The following is an 18,743-nucleotide window of genomic DNA, read 5'->3' as shown; positions in this document are numbered from 1 at the left end:
CACATGGGGCCAGATGATTCACGACTTCGTGGATTCCGGGACGGTCGCCGGATTCCCGGACTTCGGCGTCCGACTTCCGCCGTCCGATCCCGGGCGTCGGAACCCTCGGGCGTGGCCGTGCGTCTTTAGCGGAGTTCTTTCTGCCGATCTTCGAGGGGGTTCCCATGAGCGACGCGCTTGAGCCGGACAAGGTGGTCGAGCTGTTCAACGGGGCTCGGGACCTGATCGCCGGCGGCCACCTGGACGAGGCGGCCGACGATCTGCGGACGATGCTGCCGTCGGCGCGGCGGATGTTCGCCGAGGATCCGTCCGGGACCCGGATGGTGATCGTGTTCGGGCTGGTCGCGCTGACGCAGGCGCTGGACGAGCGCGCTACCGAGGAACGGGCGGCGGCGCTGCGGGAGATCGACGCGACGACCTCCGGATACGACGAGGACGAGGTCCTTCGGGGCGTCCCGGCGCAGTTCCGGCCCTACCGGCTGCGGTCGCTGCGGCGGCTGGCGACGCTGCTGCTGGACACCGGGGACCTGGACGGGGCCCTCGCGGCGGCCACGGCGGCACGGGACGAGGCGCTGCTGATCGAGCCGGGCACCAAGGAGCGGGACGGGCTCGACCGCGAGGAGCAGGCGGCGATCTGCGAGGGCCTGCTCATCACGGTGCTGGTGCAGATGGGCCGTACCGAGGAGACGCTGGAGGCGGGGGAGCGCGTTGTGCGGTACGAGGAGGTGCTGTCGTCCCGTGATCCCGAGCAGAGTGAGCTGGGGAACGCCTGCCTCGACCACGGGCTGCGGCTGCTGGATGCCGGGCGCGGCGAGGACGGGGTGCGGTATCTGCGGCGGGCCGTCGAGGTCTACCGCGGGCAGATGGCGTCCGACGAGGTGCGGTTCAACCTGGCGCTGGCGGCGGACCGGCTCGGTGTGACGCTGGCGGTCGGCGGTGATCCCGAGGAGGGGCTGCCGTTCATGCGGGAGGCCGTCGAGGCGCAGCGCGGGATGGAGGCGCCCGGTCCGCGGGAGCTGGAGGCGCTGGGCGGTGGGTTGCGGAACATGGCGGTGTGCCTGGGCAGCCTTGACCGCGATGACGACGCGGTGTCCGCCGCGGAGGAGTCGGTGGCGGTGTTCCGGCGGATGGCCGAGTTGGAGCCGCAATGGGTGGACGAGGTCGTCTCAGGGGAGCGGTTGCTTGCCGAGTTCCTGGCCGGGGCGGGGCGCCTGGACGAGTCGCTGGAGCTGGGCGAGCGGGGTATCGCCGAAGAGGAGGAACGGCTGGCGAAGGATCCGGGCCGCAGCCGGTTGCAGCTTGCGGAGTCCCAGGCGCGCCTGGGGTTGCGGTTGGGCCGCTTGGGACGGCCTGAGGCCGGGCATCTTCAGGCTGCCGTGGCGGCCTACCGGGAGCTTGTCGCGGCCGGCTCTGACGACCTGGTGAGGAGCGCTGGGCGGCAGGCGGTTTCCTTGGAGGGGATGGCCGACCTCTATCGCGAACGGCAGGACGGTGAGCGTCTCGCCGAGGTGCTAGAGGTCCTGGAGAAGGTGCACGAGCTGGACGGGGCGTCCGAGAGGTCAGCGCAGGCGTAGGGCGAGGAAGAAGTCGACCCGGTCTTCCAGACGGGAGAGGTCGCGGCCGGTCAGTTCCTCTATGCGCTGGATGCGGTAGCGGACGGAGTTGACGTGCAGGTGGAGTTGCTCCGCGCAGCGCGTCCAGGAGCCGGAGTGCTGGAGGAACGTCTCCAGGGTGAGGATGAGGTCGGCCTTGTGCACCTCGTCGTAGGTGTGGAGGGGGTCGAGCAGGCGCTCCTTGAACATGCGCCTGACGTCGTCGGGGACGCTGGCTAGGAGGAGCATGTGCGTGGCCAGTTCGTCGTGGCCGACCACGCATACGGGATCGGTGCGGGCGGCGGCCAGGCGGCGGGCATAGCGGGCCTCTTCGACGATGCCTCTCAATTCCCTGGCGGCCGCCGGCTTGCTCACGCCTACGGCCAGGCCGGTCAGGCCAGGGGCGAGGGCCGAGAGAGCGTCGCGCAGGGATGCGGCCAGGTCGTCCGGGGTCGGCACCAGGGCTATGGCCTCGTCGCCAAGGAGTCCTAGGCGGGAATGGTCGGGGAGTATCTCGGCCAGGACGGTGCGTAGCTCGCCTGGGCGGAGGTCCGCGCGGGCGGTGGCGGCCACGGCGGTGAACGGGGCGTCCAGATCCAGGCCCGTGAGCTTGAGGTGGGGCAGGATCTCGTGGTCGCGTGCGGCGACGGTACGGATCAGCTCCTGCGAGAGGCGGCCCTCGGCGCTGAGGCGGTCGTCCAGGCGGGCGCGTTCCAGGGCGACGATCGCGGCCAGCTCGTCGGTGAGGGCGCGGCGCTCGGCGGGCCATTCGGTCCAGTCGCCCTCGCAGGCGATGAACCAGTCGGCCACCCGCGAGGTGGTCTCCTCGGCGACGGAAAGGATCGAGATGTCGGGGGAGACCCTGTGCGGGAGGCGGGGCGCGGCGAGGTAGGCGCGGGCGAGGGCGGCCGGGTCGGCGGCCGGCGGGTGCGGGCCGGCGACCAGGCGGCCGGTGGGGGTGAGCACCCAGCAGCGCATGCCGAGGTCGCGGCCGACCAGCTCCAGCACGGGGTCGAGCCCGGCACCGGCGACCAGCCGGCGGTGCCGGTCGAGGACGGCGCCGAGGTCGGCGGCGCGCGCGGTGGACAGGCGCCGGACGATCTGCTCGGTGATCGTGGCGAAGGCGACGTCCTCGGGCACCTGGAACAGCGGGATGCGGTGCCGCCGGCAGGCCGCCACCAGGTCGTCGGGGATGCGGCCGCGCTCGACGTCCCAGGCGGCCAGGCCGGACACGCCGGAGCGGGCCAGGGCGCCGGCGAACACCTCGGAGTCGGCGGGCCGGGACCACCAGACCAGGCCGGAGAGGACGAGCTCGCCGCCGCTGAGGTAGCGGCCGGGGTCGAGCAGGTCGGTGGTGACGACCCAGCGGATCTCGCGGTCCAGGCCGTCCTCGCCGGTGACGGCGCGCAGCCCCAGGTCGGGCATGGTGAGCAGGGAGCGCAGCTTCATGGTGCCTTTCTTGGAGCAACCCATGAAAAGTACCCGGTCAGCGGGGGCGCGTTTCGGAGGTCCTGCGTCTCGACCGGTGCGGGACGGGCTGTGTGTACTGGGCTGGTGACCCTGGAGGAGTTCAACGCGCTGCCCGCGGGCGAGGCGGCGGAAGGGCTGCTGGCCTGCTGCGCGTCGCGCCGATGGGCGGCGGCGGTCGCGGGCGGACGGCCGTACGGCGCCCCGTCGGATCTGCGGACGGCCGCGGCGGCGGCGCTGCACGACCTGGCGTGGGCCGACGTCGAGGAGGCGCTGGCGGCGCATCCGCGGATCGGGGAGCGGGCGGCGGGGACGGGCCGCGAGGCGTCCTGGTCGAGGCGCGAGCAGTCCGGGATGGACGCGGCGGAGCGGGCGGTCCGGGAGCGGCTGGCCGCGGGCAACCGGCGGTACGAGGAGCGCTTCGACCACGTGTTCCTGATCTGCGCGACCGGTCTCGGCGCGGCCGAGATGCTGGCCGCGCTGGAGCGGCGGCTGCGCAACGGCGCCGCGGCCGAGCGGGGGATCGTCCGCGCGGAACTGGGCAAGATCATGCGGTTGCGTCTGGACAGGCTGCTGAACGGGAAGACGGGGAGTTGATCGGGTGGGCATCGTGCTCGGCCCCAATCGGTACGGGAAGGCGGAGACGCGGGTCGTCCGCGTGCGCAGGGACGGCGACGTCCACCACATCCGCGATCTCAACGTGGGGATCTCCCTGTCCGGCGACATGGACGAGGCCCATCTGACCGGGGACAACGCGGCGGTGCTGCCGACCGATTCGCAGAAGAACACCGTGTTCGCGTTCGCCCGCGAGCACGGGATCGGGGAGATCGAGGAGTTCGCGCTCCTGCTGGCGCGGCATTTCACCGGTTCGCAGCCCACCATCCGGCACGCCCGCGTCGAGGTCGAGGAGTACGCCTGGTCGCGCGTTCCGTCCAGCAGCGGGCACTCGTTCGTCCGGTCCGGGACGGAGGTGCGCACGGCGCTCGTCCACAGCGAGGGGACGGGCGGGGCCGAGTCGGTCGTCTCGGGGCTGAAGGACCTGGTGGTGCTCAACTCCACCGGCAGCGAGTTCCACGGGTTCATCCAGGACGAGTACACGACCCTCCAGCCGACCCGCGACCGGATCCTGGCCACGGCGGTGACCGCGCGCTGGCGCCACCGCGTCCCGGGCGGCGGCGGGTACGGGGCCTCGTTCGCCGCGGCCCGCCGCTGCCTGCTGGAGGCGTTCGCTGAGACGCACAGCCTCTCGCTGCAGCAGACGCTCTACCAGATGGGCCGCCGCGTCCTGGAGGAGCGTGAGGAACTCTGCGAGGTACGGCTGGCGATGCCCAACAAGCACCATTTCCTGGTCGATCTGTCGCCGTTCGGGCTGGACAACGACAACGAGGTCTTCTTCGCGGCCGACCGCCCGTACGGGCTGATCGAGGGCACCGTGCTGGACGACGCCGCCCCGGCCGCGCCGGACGCCTGGAACTGAGACAGGGGACTTCTGATGGACTTCCTGCGCCCCGCTACCTGGGAGGATGCCCTCGCGGCGAAGGCGGAGCATCCGGGCGCGCTGCCGATCCAGGGCGGCACCGACGTGATGGTGGAGATCAATTTCGCCGCGCGCCGCCCGGACGCGCTGCTGGACCTGACCCGGATCGCCGGGCCGGCCGACTGGGACACCGCGCCGGACGGCCGGCTGCGGGTCGGCGCGGGCGTCACCTACGCCCGGCTGATCGACGGGCTGGGCGACCGGCTGCCGGGCCTGGCCCAGGCGTCCCGCACGGTCGGCTCGCCGCAGATCCGCAACCGCGGGACGGTCGGCGGCAACCTGGGCGCCGCCTCGCCCGCCGGCGACTCCCACCCGCCGCTGCTGGCGGGCGGCGCCGAGATCGAGGTGGAGTCGGCGGCGCGCGGCGTCCGGATGATCCCGGCGGCGGACTTCTACACCGGGGTGAAGCGCAGCGCGCTGGAGCCGGACGAGCTGATCCGCGCGTTCTGGACGGCGCCGGCGACCGGCCCGCAGTACTTCTCCAAGGTCGGCACCAGGAACGCGATGGTGATCGCGGTCTGCTCGTTCGCGATCGCGCTGCGCCCGGCGGAGCGGCGGGCCGGGACGGGGCTGGGCTCGGCCGCGCCGACGCCGCGCCGCGCGGTCGCCGCCGAGGAGTTCCTGAGCGCGGAGCTGGACTGGGAGGGCGGCGCCCCCGTCTCCCCGGCCGCGGCGCGGCGCTTCGGCGAGCTGGTGCGGGACGCCGCCGCGCCCATCGACGACGTGCGCGGCACCGCCGGCTACCGCGCGCACGCCCTCGCCGTCATGGCACGGCGCACCCTGGCGTGGGCCTGGAACGACTACACAGGAAAGGCGTCCTGATGCGTGTGCGGTTCACCGTCAACGGCTCGGAGGAGACCGTCGACGATGTGTGGGAGGGCGAGAGCCTGCTGTACGTGCTGCGCGAGCGGATGGGGCTGCCCGGCTCCAAGAACGCCTGTGAGCAGGGCGAATGCGGGTCCTGCACGGTCTATCTCGACGGCGTGACGGCGTGCGCGTGCCTGGTGGCCGCCGGGCAGGCGGAGGGTCGGGACGTCCGCACCGTGGAGGGCCTGGGGGACCGGGAGGAGGGGCTCGACCCCGTGCAGCGCGCGTTCGTGGACGCGGGCGCGGTGCAGTGCGGGTTCTGCACGCCGGGGCTGATCGTCCAGTCGCACGACCTGATCGAGCGGGTGCCGGACCCGTCCGACGCCGAGATCCGCGAGGCGCTCGCCGGCAATCTGTGCCGCTGCACCGGCTACGAGAAGATCCTGGACGCCGTGCGGCTCGCCGCCGGCCGGAGGAGGGGCGCGTGACCGTCGTCATCGAGAACGCCCACGTCGTCACCGTGTCCGGCGCTGAGTACCGGTCCGGGCACATCGTCGTCGAGGGCGACCGGATCACCGCGGTCGGCCCCGGCCCGGCGCCGGCCGTGCCCGGGGACGCCGAACGCGTCGACGCCGCGGGCCATCTCGCGACGCCCGGCCTGGTCAACACCCATCACCACCTCTACCAGTGGGCGAGCCAGGGCCTGGCCACCGACGGCACCTTGTTCGAATGGCTGACGACGCTCTACAAGCCGTGGTCGAAGATGGACGCCGAGGTGGTGGAGGGCGCGGCGAGCGCGGGGCTCGGCTGGCTGGCCAAGTCGGGGTGCACCACCTCCACCGACCACCACTACCTGTTCCCCAAGGGCCGCGGCGACCTGTTCGCGGCCGAGATCGAGGCCGCGGCCGAGCTGGGCGTCCGGTTCCATCCGTGCCGGGGCTCGATGGACCGCGGTCAGTCGCAGGGCGGGCTGCCGCCGGACGACATCGTCGAGGACCTCGACACGATCCTGGCCGAGACCGAGGCGGCGATCGACCGCCACCACGACGCATCCTTCGGCTCGATGCTGCGCGTCGCGGTGGCGCCGTGCTCGCCGTTCTCGGTCAGCCGGGAGCTGCTGGTGGAGTCGGCGCGGCTGGCGCGGGACAAGGGCGTGCGGTTGCACACCCACCTGGCCGAGACGCTCGACGAGGAGGAGCACACCCGCGAGCAGTTCGGCAAGACGCCGGTCGAGTACATGGACGGCTTGGGCTGGCTCGGCGGCGACGTGTGGCTCGCGCACTGCGTCCACCTGCACGACTCCGACATCGAGCGGCTGGCCGAGACCGGCACCGGCACCGCGCACTGCCCCAGTTCCAACGCCCGGCTGGGCGCCGGGATCGCTCGGATCGCCCACCTGCTGGAGGCGGGCGCCCCGGTCGGGCTGGGCGTGGACGGGGCCGCGTCGGCCGAGCTGGTGCCGCTGGCCGGGGAGATCCGGCAGGCCATGTACATGCAGCGGGCCCGGTACGGCCCTGCCGCGCTGACCGCCCGCCAGGCCCTGGAGATCGCGACCCTCGGCGGCGCCCGCTGCCTGGGCCGCGCGGACGAGATCGGCTCGCTGGAGCCGGGCAAGCTCGCCGACATCGCGCTGTGGCGGCTGGACGGGCCGGGCGCCGAGTTCTACCCGGCGGTGGACGACCCGGTGGTGGCGTTCGCGTTCGGCCGCACCCCGCCGCTGGCCCGGCTGCTGGTCGGCGGGCGCACCGTGGTGGAGGACGACGTGCTGGTCACCGTCCCGCAGGACGAGGTGGGACGCCGCGGCGCCGCCGCCCACCGCCGCCTCATGAAGCTGGCGGAAGAGGTGCTGTGATGACGGCTTCCAGCGAGGTGGAGGCGCGCGGCCTCGGCGGTGTCGGGGAGAGCGTGCGGCGGCCGGACGGCTCGCTCAAGGTGTCGGGGGAGTTCGCCTACGCCTCCGACCTGTGGATGGACGGGATGCTGTGGGGCGCCACGCTGCGCAGCCCGTATCCCCGCGCGCGGATCGTGTCCATGGACGTCGGCCCGGCGCTGGCCACGCCCGGGGTGCACGCCGTCCTCACCCACGAGGACGTGCCCGGCAGCAAGCTGTACGGCCTGGGCGACGTGCCCGACCAGCCCGTCCTGGCCGAAGGCGAGGTCCGGCACCAGGGCGAGCCGATCGCGCTCGTCGCCGCCGACCACCCCGAGATCGCCCGGAAGGCGCTGGCGCGGATCGCGATCGGGTGGGAGGAGCTGGAGCCGGTCACCGACCCGCGCGCCGTCGTCGCCGACCCCGCGCGCCACCGGGTGCAGCCGCTCGGCGGCATCACCCGCCACCAGCCGGTCCGGGTCGGCGACGTCGACCGGGCCAGGGCCGGGGCCGCGGTGGTGGTCTCCGGTGAGTACGAGGTCGGCATCCAGGACCAGGCGTTCCTCGGCCCCGAGTCCGGGCTCGCCGTCCCGGCCGAGGACGGCGGCCTCGACCTGTACGTCTCCACCCAGTGGCTGCACGGCGATATCCGGCAGATCGCCCCGTGCCTCAACCTGCCCGAGGACCGGATCCGGATGACGCTGGCCGGGGTCGGCGGCGCGTTCGGCGGCCGCGAGGACCTGTCGATGCAGATCCACGCGGGCATGCTCGCGCTGCGCACCGGCAAGCCGGTGAAGATGTCCTACGACCGGCGGGAGTCGTTCTTCGGGCACGTGCACCGGCATCCGGCGTGGATGCGGTACGAGTACGGCGCCACCGAGGACGGAAGGCTGCTGTACGCCGACGTCGAGATCATCCTGGACGGCGGGGCGTACACCTCGTCCACCCTGGCCGTGGTCGGCAACGCGGCCTCGCTGGGCGTGGGGCCGTACGAGATCCCCCACATCAGGATCGACGCGTACGGCGTCTACACCAACAACCCGCCGTGCGGCGCGATGCGCGGGTTCGGCGCCGTCCAGGCGTGCTTCGCCTACGAGTCGATGATGGACAGGCTCGCGGCGGCCTGCGGGATCGGCCCGCTGGAGGTGCGCCGCCGCAACGCCGTCACCCAGGGGTCGAGGCTGGCCACGGGACAGGTGATCGACTCCCCGGCGCCGATGGCCGAGATGCTGGACCGGCTGGAGGCCGTCCCGATGCCGCCGCCGCCGGACCACTCGGATCTGCGGGACCTGCCGGGCGGCGCGTCCCAGACCACGCACGGGGAGGGCGTGGTGCGGGCCGTCGGCTACGGCATCGGGATCAAGAACATCTGCTTCTCGGAGGGCTTCGACGACCTGTCCACCGCGCGCGTCCGGCTGGAGGTGATCGGCGGCGAGCCGGCCGCGCTGGTGCACACCGCCGCCGCCGAGGTCGGGCAGGGCCTGGTGACCTTGCAGGCGCAGATCGCCCGCACCGAGCTGGGCGTCGAGAAGGTCACCGTGCACACCGCCGACAACGCGGTCGGCGACGCCGGGTCCAGCTCGGCGTCCCGGCAGTCGTACATGACCGGCGGCGCGGTGCGGGCGGCGTGCGAGGCGGTGCGGGCGCGGCTGCTCGACCTGGCCCGGCGGCGGCTGGACGGGACGCACCGCGATCTCGCCGTCCGCGGCGGCAAGATCGTTTCGCCGTCGGCCGGGGTGCTGGCCTCGGTCGAGGAGGTCCTCGGCACGGAGGTGATCGAGGAGACCCGCGAGTACCGCCACCGTCCCACGGTGCCGATGGACCCGGTCACCGGGCAGGGCGACAGCCACACCCAGCTCGCGCTGTGCGTGCACCGCGCGGTGGTGGACGTGGACGTGGAACTGGGCCTGGTCAAGGTGGTGGAGCTGGCCGCCGTCCAGGACGTGGGCCGGATCATGAACCGGCAGGCGCTCGAAGGGCAGATCCACGGCGGCTCCGCGCAGGGCCTCGGCCTGGCGGTGCTGGAGGAGATCGTGGTGTCGGGCGGGACGGTCCGCAACCCCTCCTTCACCGACTACCTGATCCCCACCATCCTCGACATGCCGCCGATGAGGCTCGACATCCTCGAACACCCGGACCCGAACGCGCCGTACGGGCTGCGCGGCGCCGGGGAGCCGCCCACGCTCTCCTCGACGCCCGCGATCGTCGCGGCCGTCCGCGCCGCCACCGGCAGGCCGCTGGCGCGCGTGCCGGTGCGTCCCGAGCACATCGTCTTCGAGGCGGGCGGATGAGCGGTCACGACCTGGTGATCCGGTCCTCGCGGGTGGTGCTGCCCGGCGGCGAACGTCCGGCGGCCGTGGCCGTGGACGGCGGCCGGATCACCGCGATCGGCGCCCGCCTCGAGGGCGCGACCGAGATCGACCTGGGCGGCGCCGCGCTGCTGCCCGGCCTGGTCGACACCCACGTCCACATCAACGAGCCGGGCCGTACCGAATGGGAGGGCTTCGGCACCGCCACCCGCGCCGCCGCGGCCGGAGGCGTGACGACGCTGATCGACATGCCGCTCAACTCGCTGCCGCCCACCACCGCGCCCGGGGCGCTGGCGGCCAAGCGGGCCGCGGCGCGCGGGCGCGTGCACGTGGACGTCGGGTTCTGGGGCGGCGCCGTGCCCGGCAACGTGCCCGCCTCGCTGCGCCCGCTGCACGACGACGGCGTCTTCGGGTTCAAGTGCTTCACCTCCGACTCGGGGGTGCCGGAGTTCCCGCCGCTGCCGTACGCGGGGATGCGGGCGGCGTTCGGCGCGATCGCCGCGTTCGGCGGCCTGGTGATCGTGCACGCCGAGGACCCGGCGGCGCTGTCGGAGCCCGGTGACGGCGGCTACCCGGCGTTCCTGGCGTCCCGCCCGCCCGATGCCGAGCGCCGCGCCGTCGAACAGGTCGTCCGGCTGGTCGAGGAGACCGGCGTGCGCGCCCACATCCTGCACCTGTCGGCCGCCTCCTGCCTGGAACCGATCGGGAAGGCGCGGGCCCGGGGCCTGCCGGTGACCGCCGAGACCTGCCCCCACTACCTGACCCTGGCCGCGGAGGACGTCCCCGGCCCCGGCTCGACCGCCTACAAGTGCTGCCCGCCCATCCGCGGCACCGCCAACCGCGACGAGCTGTGGCGGGGCCTGGAGAACGGCGTGATCTCCTGCGTCGTCACCGACCATTCACCCTGCACGCCCGAGCTCAAGCGGGGCGATTTCGCGACGGCCTGGGGCGGCGTCTCCTCGCTGCAACTCGGCCTGTCCGCCGTCTGGACCGCCGCAAGCGCGCGCGGGCACGGCCTGAACGCGGTCGTCCGCTGGATGGCGGAGGGCCCCGCCGCCCTCGCCGGCCTCGGCGGCCGCAAGGGGCGGATCGAGGTCGGCGCCGACGCCGACCTGATCGCCTTCGACGCCGACCGGGCATTCGTCGTGGACCCGTCCGGGCTGCGGCACCGCCACCCCGTCACCCCGTACGAAGGGCGCTCGCTCCGCGGGGTCGTCCAGACGGCCTGGCTGCGCGGTCAGGTCGTCGATCTCGACGGCCCGCCGCGCGGCGAGCTGCTGCGCCGTCCCGGGCCCTGAACGCGTTCACGCCGCCCGGAACGGGGCGCGGACGGCCCTGTCCCGGACGGCGTGCGACCGGATCGCGCGGGTTCAGGACCCGGCGGGCGGCTCCTCCTCCAGGAGGTCGTCGAACTCGCCGTCCTTGACGCCCGCGACGAAGGCGTCCCACTCGGCTTCGGTGAAGTAGAGGATCGGGCCCTCGGGGTTCTTGGAGTCGCGCATGACGACCGCCCGCTCTCCGAAGTCCTTGTGGGCCACGGGCACGTCCTTGCCATCGATGAACTCGATGATGACACCGTCGCTGAGTATCGGCTGCTGATCGCTCACTTCGCCCCTTTTTCGTCCTGTCACTGGCTCTGCCACAAGGCTAGTGCGAACGCGGTGGCGCGCATCGGCGAAGGAGGGATGGACCATCCAACCCATCGGACGGGGGGCATTTCAACGAGGTGTTGTTCAACGCGGAGACCTACCGGTACGTCGGGCAGCGGTCCACCGAGGTCAAGGTTCCCGACAAGGTCATGCGCGACTGCGGAAGGTCGACCGCCCGCGGTCTCAACTACGGGTGATCGGCAGCGGGATCGTCGACAAGGCGGGGCAGCGACCCTAAGGGGGAGGTCAGAAGTCGGTGAGGAGGCGGTCGGCGACCGTCTCCAGCCGTTCCTGGATCTCCTCGGCGGTGGCGTGGCCGCGCAGCATCTCGAGCATCTCCATGGTCCAGACGCTGGACAGCGCCCGCGCCGCCGCCCGGCGCGGGTCGCCGTCGGGGACCTGGGTGCCGGAGCCGGCGGCGGCGCGCAGCAGCATCCCGGTCATCCGGTCGCCGAAGTCGGTCTTGACGTCCGACAGCAGCAGCGAGCGGATCAGCGCCTCGGCCAGCTCCGGCTCGCGCATCAGCCCGCGGGTGGCGCGCATCAGCACCTCCACCGCGCGCCGGGACGGGCTCTCGGTGCGCGGCGGGCGGCGCTCGATGCTGCCCTCCAGCAGGTCGAGCTCCTCGCTGACCACGGCCACGACCAGGTCCATCTTGGACGGGAAGTACCGGTACAGGGTGCCGAGCGCGACCCCGGCCCGCTCGGCGACCGTGCGCATCTGCATCGCCTCGACCCCGCCGCGGGAGGCGAGCGCGGCGGCGGCCTGGACGATGCGCTTGCGCCGCTGGTGCTGGCTGCGCGAGCGCGCGCCCTGCTCGGTCGCCGTGGGCTCTGCGGTCACGATCGTCTTCCCTTCCCCTGGCGAGCGCGCGTCGTGCGCTGCCGTGTTGCCCCGCCCAGCCTACCGCGTGAGCAAGAACGTGTTATCTGATTGTCCGCTTCCAGGATGCGGGGAGAGCGTCTCCGGGACGCCGGTCGACCCCGGCACGCATGTTGAAATGGCAACAACCCGGTAGTGATCTTACCGCTGGACAGTGACTAGAATCTGTTCTAGTTTTGCGCCCGAGGGAACGGGTGCGGCGCGGCGGTCGGAGGTGGACGCGGTGACGGTTGCGGAGCTGCTGCGGGCCCGCGCGGACGACGACCGCCCCGGGTTGCGCTGCGCCGACGACGGCCGCTCCTGGACCTGGCGGCAGGTCGCGGCGCAGTGCGAGGACCGGGCGCTCCGGCTGGCCGCCCGCGCCCGTCCGGACCGGCCCGCGCACGTCGGAGTGCTGCTCGACAACGTGCCGGAGATGGTCTTCCTGCTCGGCGGCGCCGCGCTGTCCGGCGCGGTCCTGGTCGCGCTCAACCCCACCCGGGGCGCCGCCGAACTCGCCGGGGACGCCGAGCGCGCCGACTGCGACCTGATCGTCACCCACGCCCCGCACGCGGAACTGGCCGCCGCCGTCGCGGCCCGCTCGCCCGTCCCGCCGCCCGTGCTGGCGATCGAGAACCCGTCCTACCGCGCCGACCCGCCGCCGGCGCCCCCGGCCGGGCTTGCCGAGCCCGGCCCCGGGACGCTGCTGATGCTGATCTTCACCTCGGGCACGTCCGGCCGTCCCCGCGCGGTCCGCGTCACCCATCGCAAGGTGACCGTCCCGGGCGAGAACCTGGCCGGACGGCTGCTGGGCCCCGGCGACGCCGTGTACTGCCCGATGCCGCTCTTTCACTCCGGCGCCGTCATGGCGGCGTACGCGCCCGCGCTCGCCGCCGGCGCCGAGCTGGTGCTGCGCTCCCGCTTCACCGCCTCCGGGCTGCTGCCCGACGTGCGCGCGCACGGCTGCACCTACCTGCACTACGTCGGAAAGGCGCTGTCGTACGTGCTCGCCACGTCCGCGGCCGGCGACGACGGGGACAATCCGCTGAAGGTCGCGTTCGGGAACGAGGCGGCGCCCCGCGAGCAGCAGGAGTTCGGCGAGCGGTTCGGCTGCGTGGTCGTCGACGGCTACGGCTCCACCGAGACCGCCATCACCTTCAGCCCCGATCCGTCCGGCCCGCCCGGCTCCCTCGGCCGGCCCGGTGAGGGGATCAAGGTGCTCGACCCCGGCACCGGGCGCGAGTGCCCGCCCGCGCGGTTCGACCGGTTCGGGCGCCTGGTCAACGGCGACGAGGCCATCGGCGAGCTGGTCAACACCAAGGACCTCGGGCTCTTCGACGGCTACTACAACGAGGACGCCGCCGACCGGCTCCGCGACGGGATGTTCTGGAGCGGCGACCTCGCCTACACCGACGCATACGGCTACGCCTACTTCGCCGGCCGCTCGGCCGACCGGATCCGGGTGGACGGCGAGAACTTCGGCGCCGCGCAGGTCGAGCGGGTCCTGGCCGACCTGCCCGGGGTGCGGCAGCTCGCGGTGTACGGGGTGCCCGACGCCGCCTCGGGCGACCAGGTCATGGTCGCCCTGGCCGCCGACACCTTCGACCCGGAGGGCTTCGCCGCGTACCTGCGCGGACGCTCCGACCTGAGCCCCAAGTGGCCGCCCCGGTACGTGCGGGTCGCGCCGGAAATGCCCGCCACCGCCTCCAACAAGATCCTCAAGCGGGCCCTGGTCCGGGACGGCTGGCACACCGGCGACCCGGTGTGGTGGCGTCCCGGCCGCGCGCTCGACTACCGGCCGATGACCCCGGACGACAAGGCCCGGCTCCGCGCCGAGTTCGAGCGGCGCGGCCGGCTGCACCTCCTGGAAGGGAGTGGATGAGTGGACTTCAATCTCGACGAGACCCGGCAGGAGCTGCGGGGCCTCGCCGCCGGCCTGCTGGGACGGGAGGCGTCCCGGGACCGGCTGGAGGCGTTCGAGAAGACCGGCGCGCCCTACGACGCGGCGGTCTGGAAGGCCCTCGGCCAGGCCGGGCTGCTCGGCGTCTGCCTGCCCGAGGAGGTCGGCGGGGCGGGGCTGGGCGCGATCGAGCTGACGGTGGTGCTGCGGGAGATCGGCGCGCACGCCGCGGCCGTCCCGGCGTACGCCTCGCTCGCGCTGGCCGCCGTGCCGGTCGCCGCGCACGGCACCGCCGCGCAGAAGGCCCTGCTGGCGCCGCTGAACGACGGCGAGGCGGTGTTCACCGGCGCCTACCGGGAGGTCGGCCCGGCCGGGACGGTCGCGGCGACCGCGCGCCGCGACGGCGACGGGTACGTGCTGGACGGGGTGAAGACGTTCGTCCCGTACGCGGCCGAGGCGTCCCGCATCCTGATCCCCGCCCGCGTCGACGACGCCGATATCGGGATCTTCCTGGTCGAGCCTTCGAGGGTCGGGCTCGCCCCGCAGCCGTCGGCGACCACCGAGCCGCTGTCCCGGGTCGCGCTGGACGGCGTACGGGTGGACGCGGACGCCCTCCTCGGCGGCGCCGCGGACGGCGCGGCCTGGCGCACCTTCCGCCGGTCGGCCGTCGCCGGGGCGGTGGCGCTGTCGTCCGGCGCGATCGAGGGCGCGCTGAACCTCACCACCGAGTACGTCAAGACCCGCGAGCAGTTCGACCGCAAGCTGGCCCAGTTCCAGGCCGTGACCATGCAGATCGGCGACGTCTACATCGCCAAGCGGGCCCTGGACGTGGCCGTCTGGGCGGGCGCCTGGCGGCTCGCCGAAGGGCGGGACGACGTCGACGAGGTGCTGGCCATCGCGTCCTACAACGCCTGCGACCCGGTGGTGAAGGCGCTCTACACCTGCCAGCACCTGCACGGCGGGATCGGGCTGGACGTGACCTACCCGCTGCACCGCCACTTCGCCTGGGCCAAGCACGTCGGGCACCTGCTCGGCGGCGCGGAGGACCAGCTCGACACCCTCGGCGTCCTAGTTGCCCAGGAGGCGTGAGTTGTTCATCGATCTGACCGCCGAGCAGAAGAGGCTCCGCGCCGAGCTGCGCGAGTACTTCCTGAACTGCCTGGACGCCGAGCGGCGCGCGGCGATCGCCGACGACCCGTTCGGCACCGCGTACATGGCGCACTGCAAGCGGCTCGGCGCCGACGGCATGCTGGGCGTCGCGCTGCCCAAGGAGTTCGGCGGCCGCGGCTACGGCCCCATGGAGCAGCAGATCTTCGCCAACGAGATCGCCCGCGCCGAGGTGCCGTACCCGATCATCACGCTGAACTCGGTGGCGCCGACGATCCTGCAGTACGGCACCGACGCCCACAAGGAGTTCTTCCTGCCCAGGATCCTGGCGGGGGAGTGCCACTTCGCGATCGGCTACAGCGAGCCGGGCGCCGGAACCGACCTGGCCTCGCTGCGCACCACCGCGGTCCGGGACGGCGACCACTACGTCGTCAACGGCCAGAAGATCTTCACCTCGGGCGCGCACTACGCCGACTACGTCTGGCTGGCCGCGCGCACCGACCCCGGCGCCAAGAAGCACAAGGGCATCTCGATGCTCATCGTGGACTGCGGGGACCCGGGGTACTCCTGGACGCCGATCGTCACCATGGACGGCCGCCACCACACCAACTCGACCTACTACCAGGACGTCCGCGTCCCGGCCGACATGCTGATGGGTGAGGAGAACAAGGGCTGGGACCTGATCGTCAACCAGCTCAACCACGAGCGGGTGACGCTCGGCCCGGCGGGCAACATCGGGCACACCTACGACCGGTTCGAGCGCTGGGCGCGCACCGCCAGGGGCCGCGACGGCGAGCCCTTGACCAACGAACCGGCGGTGCGCCGCGCGGTCGCCCAGGTGTACGCCTACCTGCGCGTCAACGAGTTCCTGAACTGGCAGGTCGCGGCCAACCAGGACCTGGGCTGGCTGGGCGCCGCGGACGCGTCCGCCACCAAGATCTACGGCTCGGAGCGGATGCAGGACGTGGGCCGGATCGTCGGCGACGTGCTGGCCCGCTACGGCGACCCCGGCGATCCGGCGACCGCCGAGTTCATGGACCGGCTCGACCACGGCGTCAAGGGCGCGGTGGTGCTGACCTTCGGCGGCGGCGTCAACGAGATCCAGCGCGAGCTGATCGCCATGATCGGCCTCGGCCTGCCCAGGGCGCCGCGGTGACCGAGGACGGCGGCGTCCACGCCCGGCTGACCGCGCTGGCGGCGCGGCTGGCCGCCGCCGGCGAGCGCCCCTCGCCGCCCTGCCCCGACCCCGTCAACAAGCCCATGATCCGGAACTGGACGCAGGCGCTCGGCGACCCGGACCCGGCGTGGCACTCCGGCGGCCTCGCGCCCCCGGCCATGATCCAGGTCTGGTCGATGGCCGGGCTGGGCGCGGCGAAGGGCGGCTCGGCCGGGGAGGCCGTGCTGGGCCTGCTGGACGAGTCCGGTTACACGGGCGTGGTCGCCACCAACTGCGAGCAGACCTACGACCGCTACCTGCGGCACGGCGAGCGGCTCCGCTCCACGATGCGGTTCGACGGCGTCACCGGCCCGAAGCGGACCGCGATGGGCGAGGGCTACTTCGTCACCTGGTACCAGACCTGGTACGACGAGCGGGACGAGCGGGTCGCCGAGATGCTCTTCCGGGTACTGAAGTTCCGGCCGCGCGAGCGCGCGGGACGCGCAAGGCCCGCGAACTCCGGGCGGTACCCGTTCCAGCCGGCCGTAGGGCCGGACACGGCCTTCTTCTGGGACGGTGTCAAGGCCGGTGAGCTGCGGATCCAGCGCTGCGCCGACTGCGGCGCCCTGCGCCACCCGCCCGGCCCGATGTGCCCGTCCTGCCACTCGGTCAAGCGGGACTTCGCCGTCGCGAGCGGGCGCGGCGAGGTGCACAGCTACGTCGTCCACCACCATCCGCCGATCCCGGGCCGCACGCCGCCGTTCGTGGTGGCCGTCGTCGAGCTGGAGGAGGGCGTGCGGATCGTCGGGAACGTCAACGGCTGCCCCCCGGACGAGGTGACGGTCGGCATGCCGGTCGAGCTGGCCTTCGAGCGCATGGACGACGACCTCACCCTCCCGCAGTGGATCCCTGCGAACGCGTCCGCCGCGATCGAGCCGGAGCCGGAGCCGGAGGCCGACGACGGCCGGCCGGCCCTGGAGATCCCGCTGACCCCCACGTTCGTGATCGCGACGGCGCTGGCCACCCGCGACTTCACCCCCGTCCACCACGACACCGCGCTGGCCCGCGCCCAGGGCACCAAGGACATCTTCGTGAACATCCTCACCACCATGGGGCTGGTGCAGCGGGCCGCGCTGGAGGTCGTGCCGGGCGCCGAGCTGGCACGCGTCGAGGTCCGGCTGGGCGCGCCCGCCTACGCCGGGGACACCCTCCGGCTGCACGCCGAGCGCGCGGACGCGACCACGGTACGGGTGCACGGCACGGTCTCCCTCGGCGACCACGTCACGGCCACCGTCACGATCAAGGAGGGCGCGTGACCCTCTCCGGCAGGACCGCGATCGCCGGGATCGGCGCCACCGAGTTCTCCAAGGAGTCGGGCCGCTCGGAGCTGCAGCTGGCCGCCGAGGCGTGCCTGGACGCCGTCCGCGACGCGGGCCTCGCCCCCGCCGACGTCGACGGCCTGGTCACCTTCGCCGCCGACGCCAACGCCGAGATCGCCGTGCAGCGCGAGCTGGGCATCCCGGCGCTGCGGTTCTTCTCCCGCGTCGACTACGGCGGCGGGGCCGCGTGCGGGACGGTCGCGCACGCCGCGATGGCCGTGGCGACCGGGCAGGCCGACGTGGTGGTGTGCTACCGGGCGTTCAACGAGCGGTCCGGGCACCGGTTCGGGCAGGCCGCCGCCTCGGGCCGGGCCGACTCCACCGGGCTGGAGTTCTCCTGGCACCTGCCGTACGGGTTCGCCACCCCGGCCGCGTGGGTGGCCATGCAGGCCCGCCGCTACATGCACGAGTACGGCGCCACCAGCGAGGACTTCGGCCGGGTCGCGGTCGCGATGCGCCGGCACGCCGCCACCAACCCCCGGGCCTGGTTCCACGGCCGCCCGATCACCCTGGAGGAGCACCAGGCGTCCCGCTGGATCGTGGACCCGCTGCACCTGCTGGACTGCTGCCAGGAGTCCGACGGCGGGGTGGCGATCGTGGTGACCTCCGCCGAGCGCGCCCGCGACCTGCCCCGCCCGCCGGTGCTGATCAGCGCCGCCGCGCAGGGCACCGGCCCGGACCAGATGATGATGTTCACCTACTACACCGGCGACCTGGCCGCGCTGCCCGCGATCGGCAACGTCGGCGCCGACCTGTGGCGGCGCTCCGGGCTGACCCCGGCCGACGTGCAGACCGCGATCCTGTACGACCACTTCACGCCGTTCGTGCTGGTGCAGCTGGAGGAGCTGGGCTTCTGCGGGCGCGGGGAGGCGCGCGAGTTCGTCCGGGACGGCGGTATCGAGCTGGGCGGACGCCTGCCGGTCAATCCGAACGGCGGCCAGCTCGGCGAGGCCTACATCCACGGCATGAACGGCATCGCCGAGGGCGTCCGGCAGGTCCGCGGCACCTCGGTCAACCAGGTCCCGGACGTGCGGAACGTCCTGGTCACGGCCGGGACCGGCGTCCCCACCAGCGGCCTGATCCTCAGCGCGGCCTGAAGCGGGTCGCGC

16 protein-coding genes are annotated in these 18,743 nt (G+C 73.5%); 13 read left to right on the top strand and 3 right to left on the bottom strand.

Annotated features, from left to right (window positions below):
* Window positions 1-164: 164 nt before the first annotated feature.
* On the top strand, window positions 165-1,574 hold the full coding sequence (locus tag ABD340_RS16205) for a tetratricopeptide repeat protein (RefSeq protein ID WP_344589793.1): 1,410 nt from the start codon (window positions 165-167) through the stop codon (window positions 1,572-1,574).
* Here the strand turns inward: ABD340_RS16205 and ABD340_RS16200 are convergent.
* Complete coding sequence (locus ABD340_RS16200; protein WP_344589792.1) at window positions 1,560-3,041, bottom strand: PucR family transcriptional regulator; 1,482 nt, start codon at window positions 3,039-3,041, stop codon at window positions 1,560-1,562. The two genes, ABD340_RS16205 and ABD340_RS16200, sit on opposite strands and share 15 nt — an antisense overlap.
* Window positions 3,042-3,146: 105 nt before the next feature.
* Between ABD340_RS16200 and uraD the strand changes: the two genes are divergently transcribed.
* Genes uraD through allB form a run of 7 tightly spaced genes read left to right on the top strand, consistent with a single transcriptional unit; the run spans window position 3,147 to window position 10,880 of the window.
* Window positions 3,147-3,656, top strand: a complete 510-nt coding sequence (gene uraD / locus ABD340_RS16195) for a 2-oxo-4-hydroxy-4-carboxy-5-ureidoimidazoline decarboxylase (RefSeq protein ID WP_344589791.1) — start codon at window positions 3,147-3,149, stop codon at window positions 3,654-3,656.
* A gap of 4 nt (window positions 3,657-3,660) precedes the next feature.
* On the top strand, window positions 3,661-4,536 hold the full coding sequence (pucL, locus tag ABD340_RS16190; RefSeq protein ID WP_344589790.1) for a factor-independent urate hydroxylase: 876 nt from the start codon (window positions 3,661-3,663) through the stop codon (window positions 4,534-4,536).
* A 15-nt stretch (window positions 4,537-4,551) separates the two neighbouring features.
* Window positions 4,552-5,418: an FAD binding domain-containing protein gene (locus ABD340_RS16185; protein ID WP_344589789.1), complete on the top strand. Its 867-nt coding sequence runs from the start codon at window positions 4,552-4,554 to the stop codon at window positions 5,416-5,418.
* Entirely contained in the window at window positions 5,418-5,891 is a 474-nt protein-coding gene (locus ABD340_RS16180; RefSeq protein ID WP_344589788.1) for a (2Fe-2S)-binding protein, read from the top strand. Before ABD340_RS16185 ends, ABD340_RS16180 begins: the two co-directional genes overlap by 1 nt.
* Window positions 5,888-7,255 (top strand): 8-oxoguanine deaminase, encoded by a 1,368-nt coding sequence (locus tag ABD340_RS16175; RefSeq protein ID WP_344589787.1) that lies wholly within the window; start codon window positions 5,888-5,890, stop codon window positions 7,253-7,255. The genes ABD340_RS16180 and ABD340_RS16175 overlap by 4 nt, the downstream gene beginning before the upstream one ends.
* A complete protein-coding gene (gene pucD, locus ABD340_RS16170; RefSeq protein ID WP_344589786.1) occupies window positions 7,255-9,564 on the top strand; it encodes a xanthine dehydrogenase subunit D in 2,310 nt (769 codons plus the stop codon). The genes ABD340_RS16175 and pucD overlap by 1 nt, the downstream gene beginning before the upstream one ends.
* Window positions 9,561-10,880, top strand: a complete 1,320-nt coding sequence (gene allB, locus ABD340_RS16165) for an allantoinase AllB (protein WP_344589785.1) — start codon at window positions 9,561-9,563, stop codon at window positions 10,878-10,880. The genes pucD and allB overlap by 4 nt, the downstream gene beginning before the upstream one ends.
* A gap of 72 nt (window positions 10,881-10,952) precedes the next feature.
* On the opposite strand, the gene ABD340_RS16160 is transcribed toward allB, so the two are convergent.
* On the bottom strand, window positions 10,953-11,189 hold the full coding sequence (locus ABD340_RS16160) for a DUF397 domain-containing protein (protein ID WP_344589784.1): 237 nt from the start codon (window positions 11,187-11,189) through the stop codon (window positions 10,953-10,955).
* Window positions 11,190-11,477: 288 nt separating this feature from the next.
* Complete coding sequence (locus tag ABD340_RS16155; RefSeq protein ID WP_344589783.1) at window positions 11,478-12,074, bottom strand: TetR family transcriptional regulator; 597 nt, start codon at window positions 12,072-12,074, stop codon at window positions 11,478-11,480.
* A 262-nt stretch (window positions 12,075-12,336) separates the two neighbouring features.
* On the opposite strand from ABD340_RS16155, the gene ABD340_RS16150 reads away from it, so the two are divergent.
* Genes ABD340_RS16150 through ABD340_RS16130 form a run of 5 tightly spaced genes read left to right on the top strand, consistent with a single transcriptional unit; the run spans window position 12,337 to window position 18,731 of the window.
* On the top strand, window positions 12,337-13,974 hold the full coding sequence (locus tag ABD340_RS16150) for an AMP-binding protein (RefSeq protein WP_344589782.1): 1,638 nt from the start codon (window positions 12,337-12,339) through the stop codon (window positions 13,972-13,974).
* Complete coding sequence (locus ABD340_RS16145) at window positions 13,975-15,081, top strand: acyl-CoA dehydrogenase family protein (protein ID WP_344589781.1); 1,107 nt, start codon at window positions 13,975-13,977, stop codon at window positions 15,079-15,081. It begins immediately after the preceding gene.
* Between the two features lies 1 nt (window position 15,082).
* On the top strand, window positions 15,083-16,255 hold the full coding sequence (locus ABD340_RS16140) for an acyl-CoA dehydrogenase family protein (protein ID WP_344589780.1): 1,173 nt from the start codon (window positions 15,083-15,085) through the stop codon (window positions 16,253-16,255).
* Window positions 16,252-17,571, top strand: coding sequence for an OB-fold domain-containing protein (locus tag ABD340_RS16135; protein WP_344589779.1), 1,320 nt, complete (start codon window positions 16,252-16,254; stop codon window positions 17,569-17,571). The genes ABD340_RS16140 and ABD340_RS16135 overlap by 4 nt, the downstream gene beginning before the upstream one ends.
* Window positions 17,568-18,731, top strand: a complete 1,164-nt coding sequence (locus tag ABD340_RS16130; RefSeq protein WP_344589778.1) for a lipid-transfer protein — start codon at window positions 17,568-17,570, stop codon at window positions 18,729-18,731. The genes ABD340_RS16135 and ABD340_RS16130 overlap by 4 nt, the downstream gene beginning before the upstream one ends.
* Window positions 18,732-18,743 lie beyond the last annotated feature (12 nt).

Origin of the sequence: Actinomadura vinacea (genome assembly GCF_039532545.1) — a bacterium.
GTDB lineage: Bacteria > Actinomycetota > Actinomycetes > Streptosporangiales > Streptosporangiaceae > Spirillospora > Spirillospora vinacea.
The sequence above is the reverse complement of the archived record's forward strand: the minus strand, read 5'-3'. Positions and strand labels throughout refer to the sequence as shown.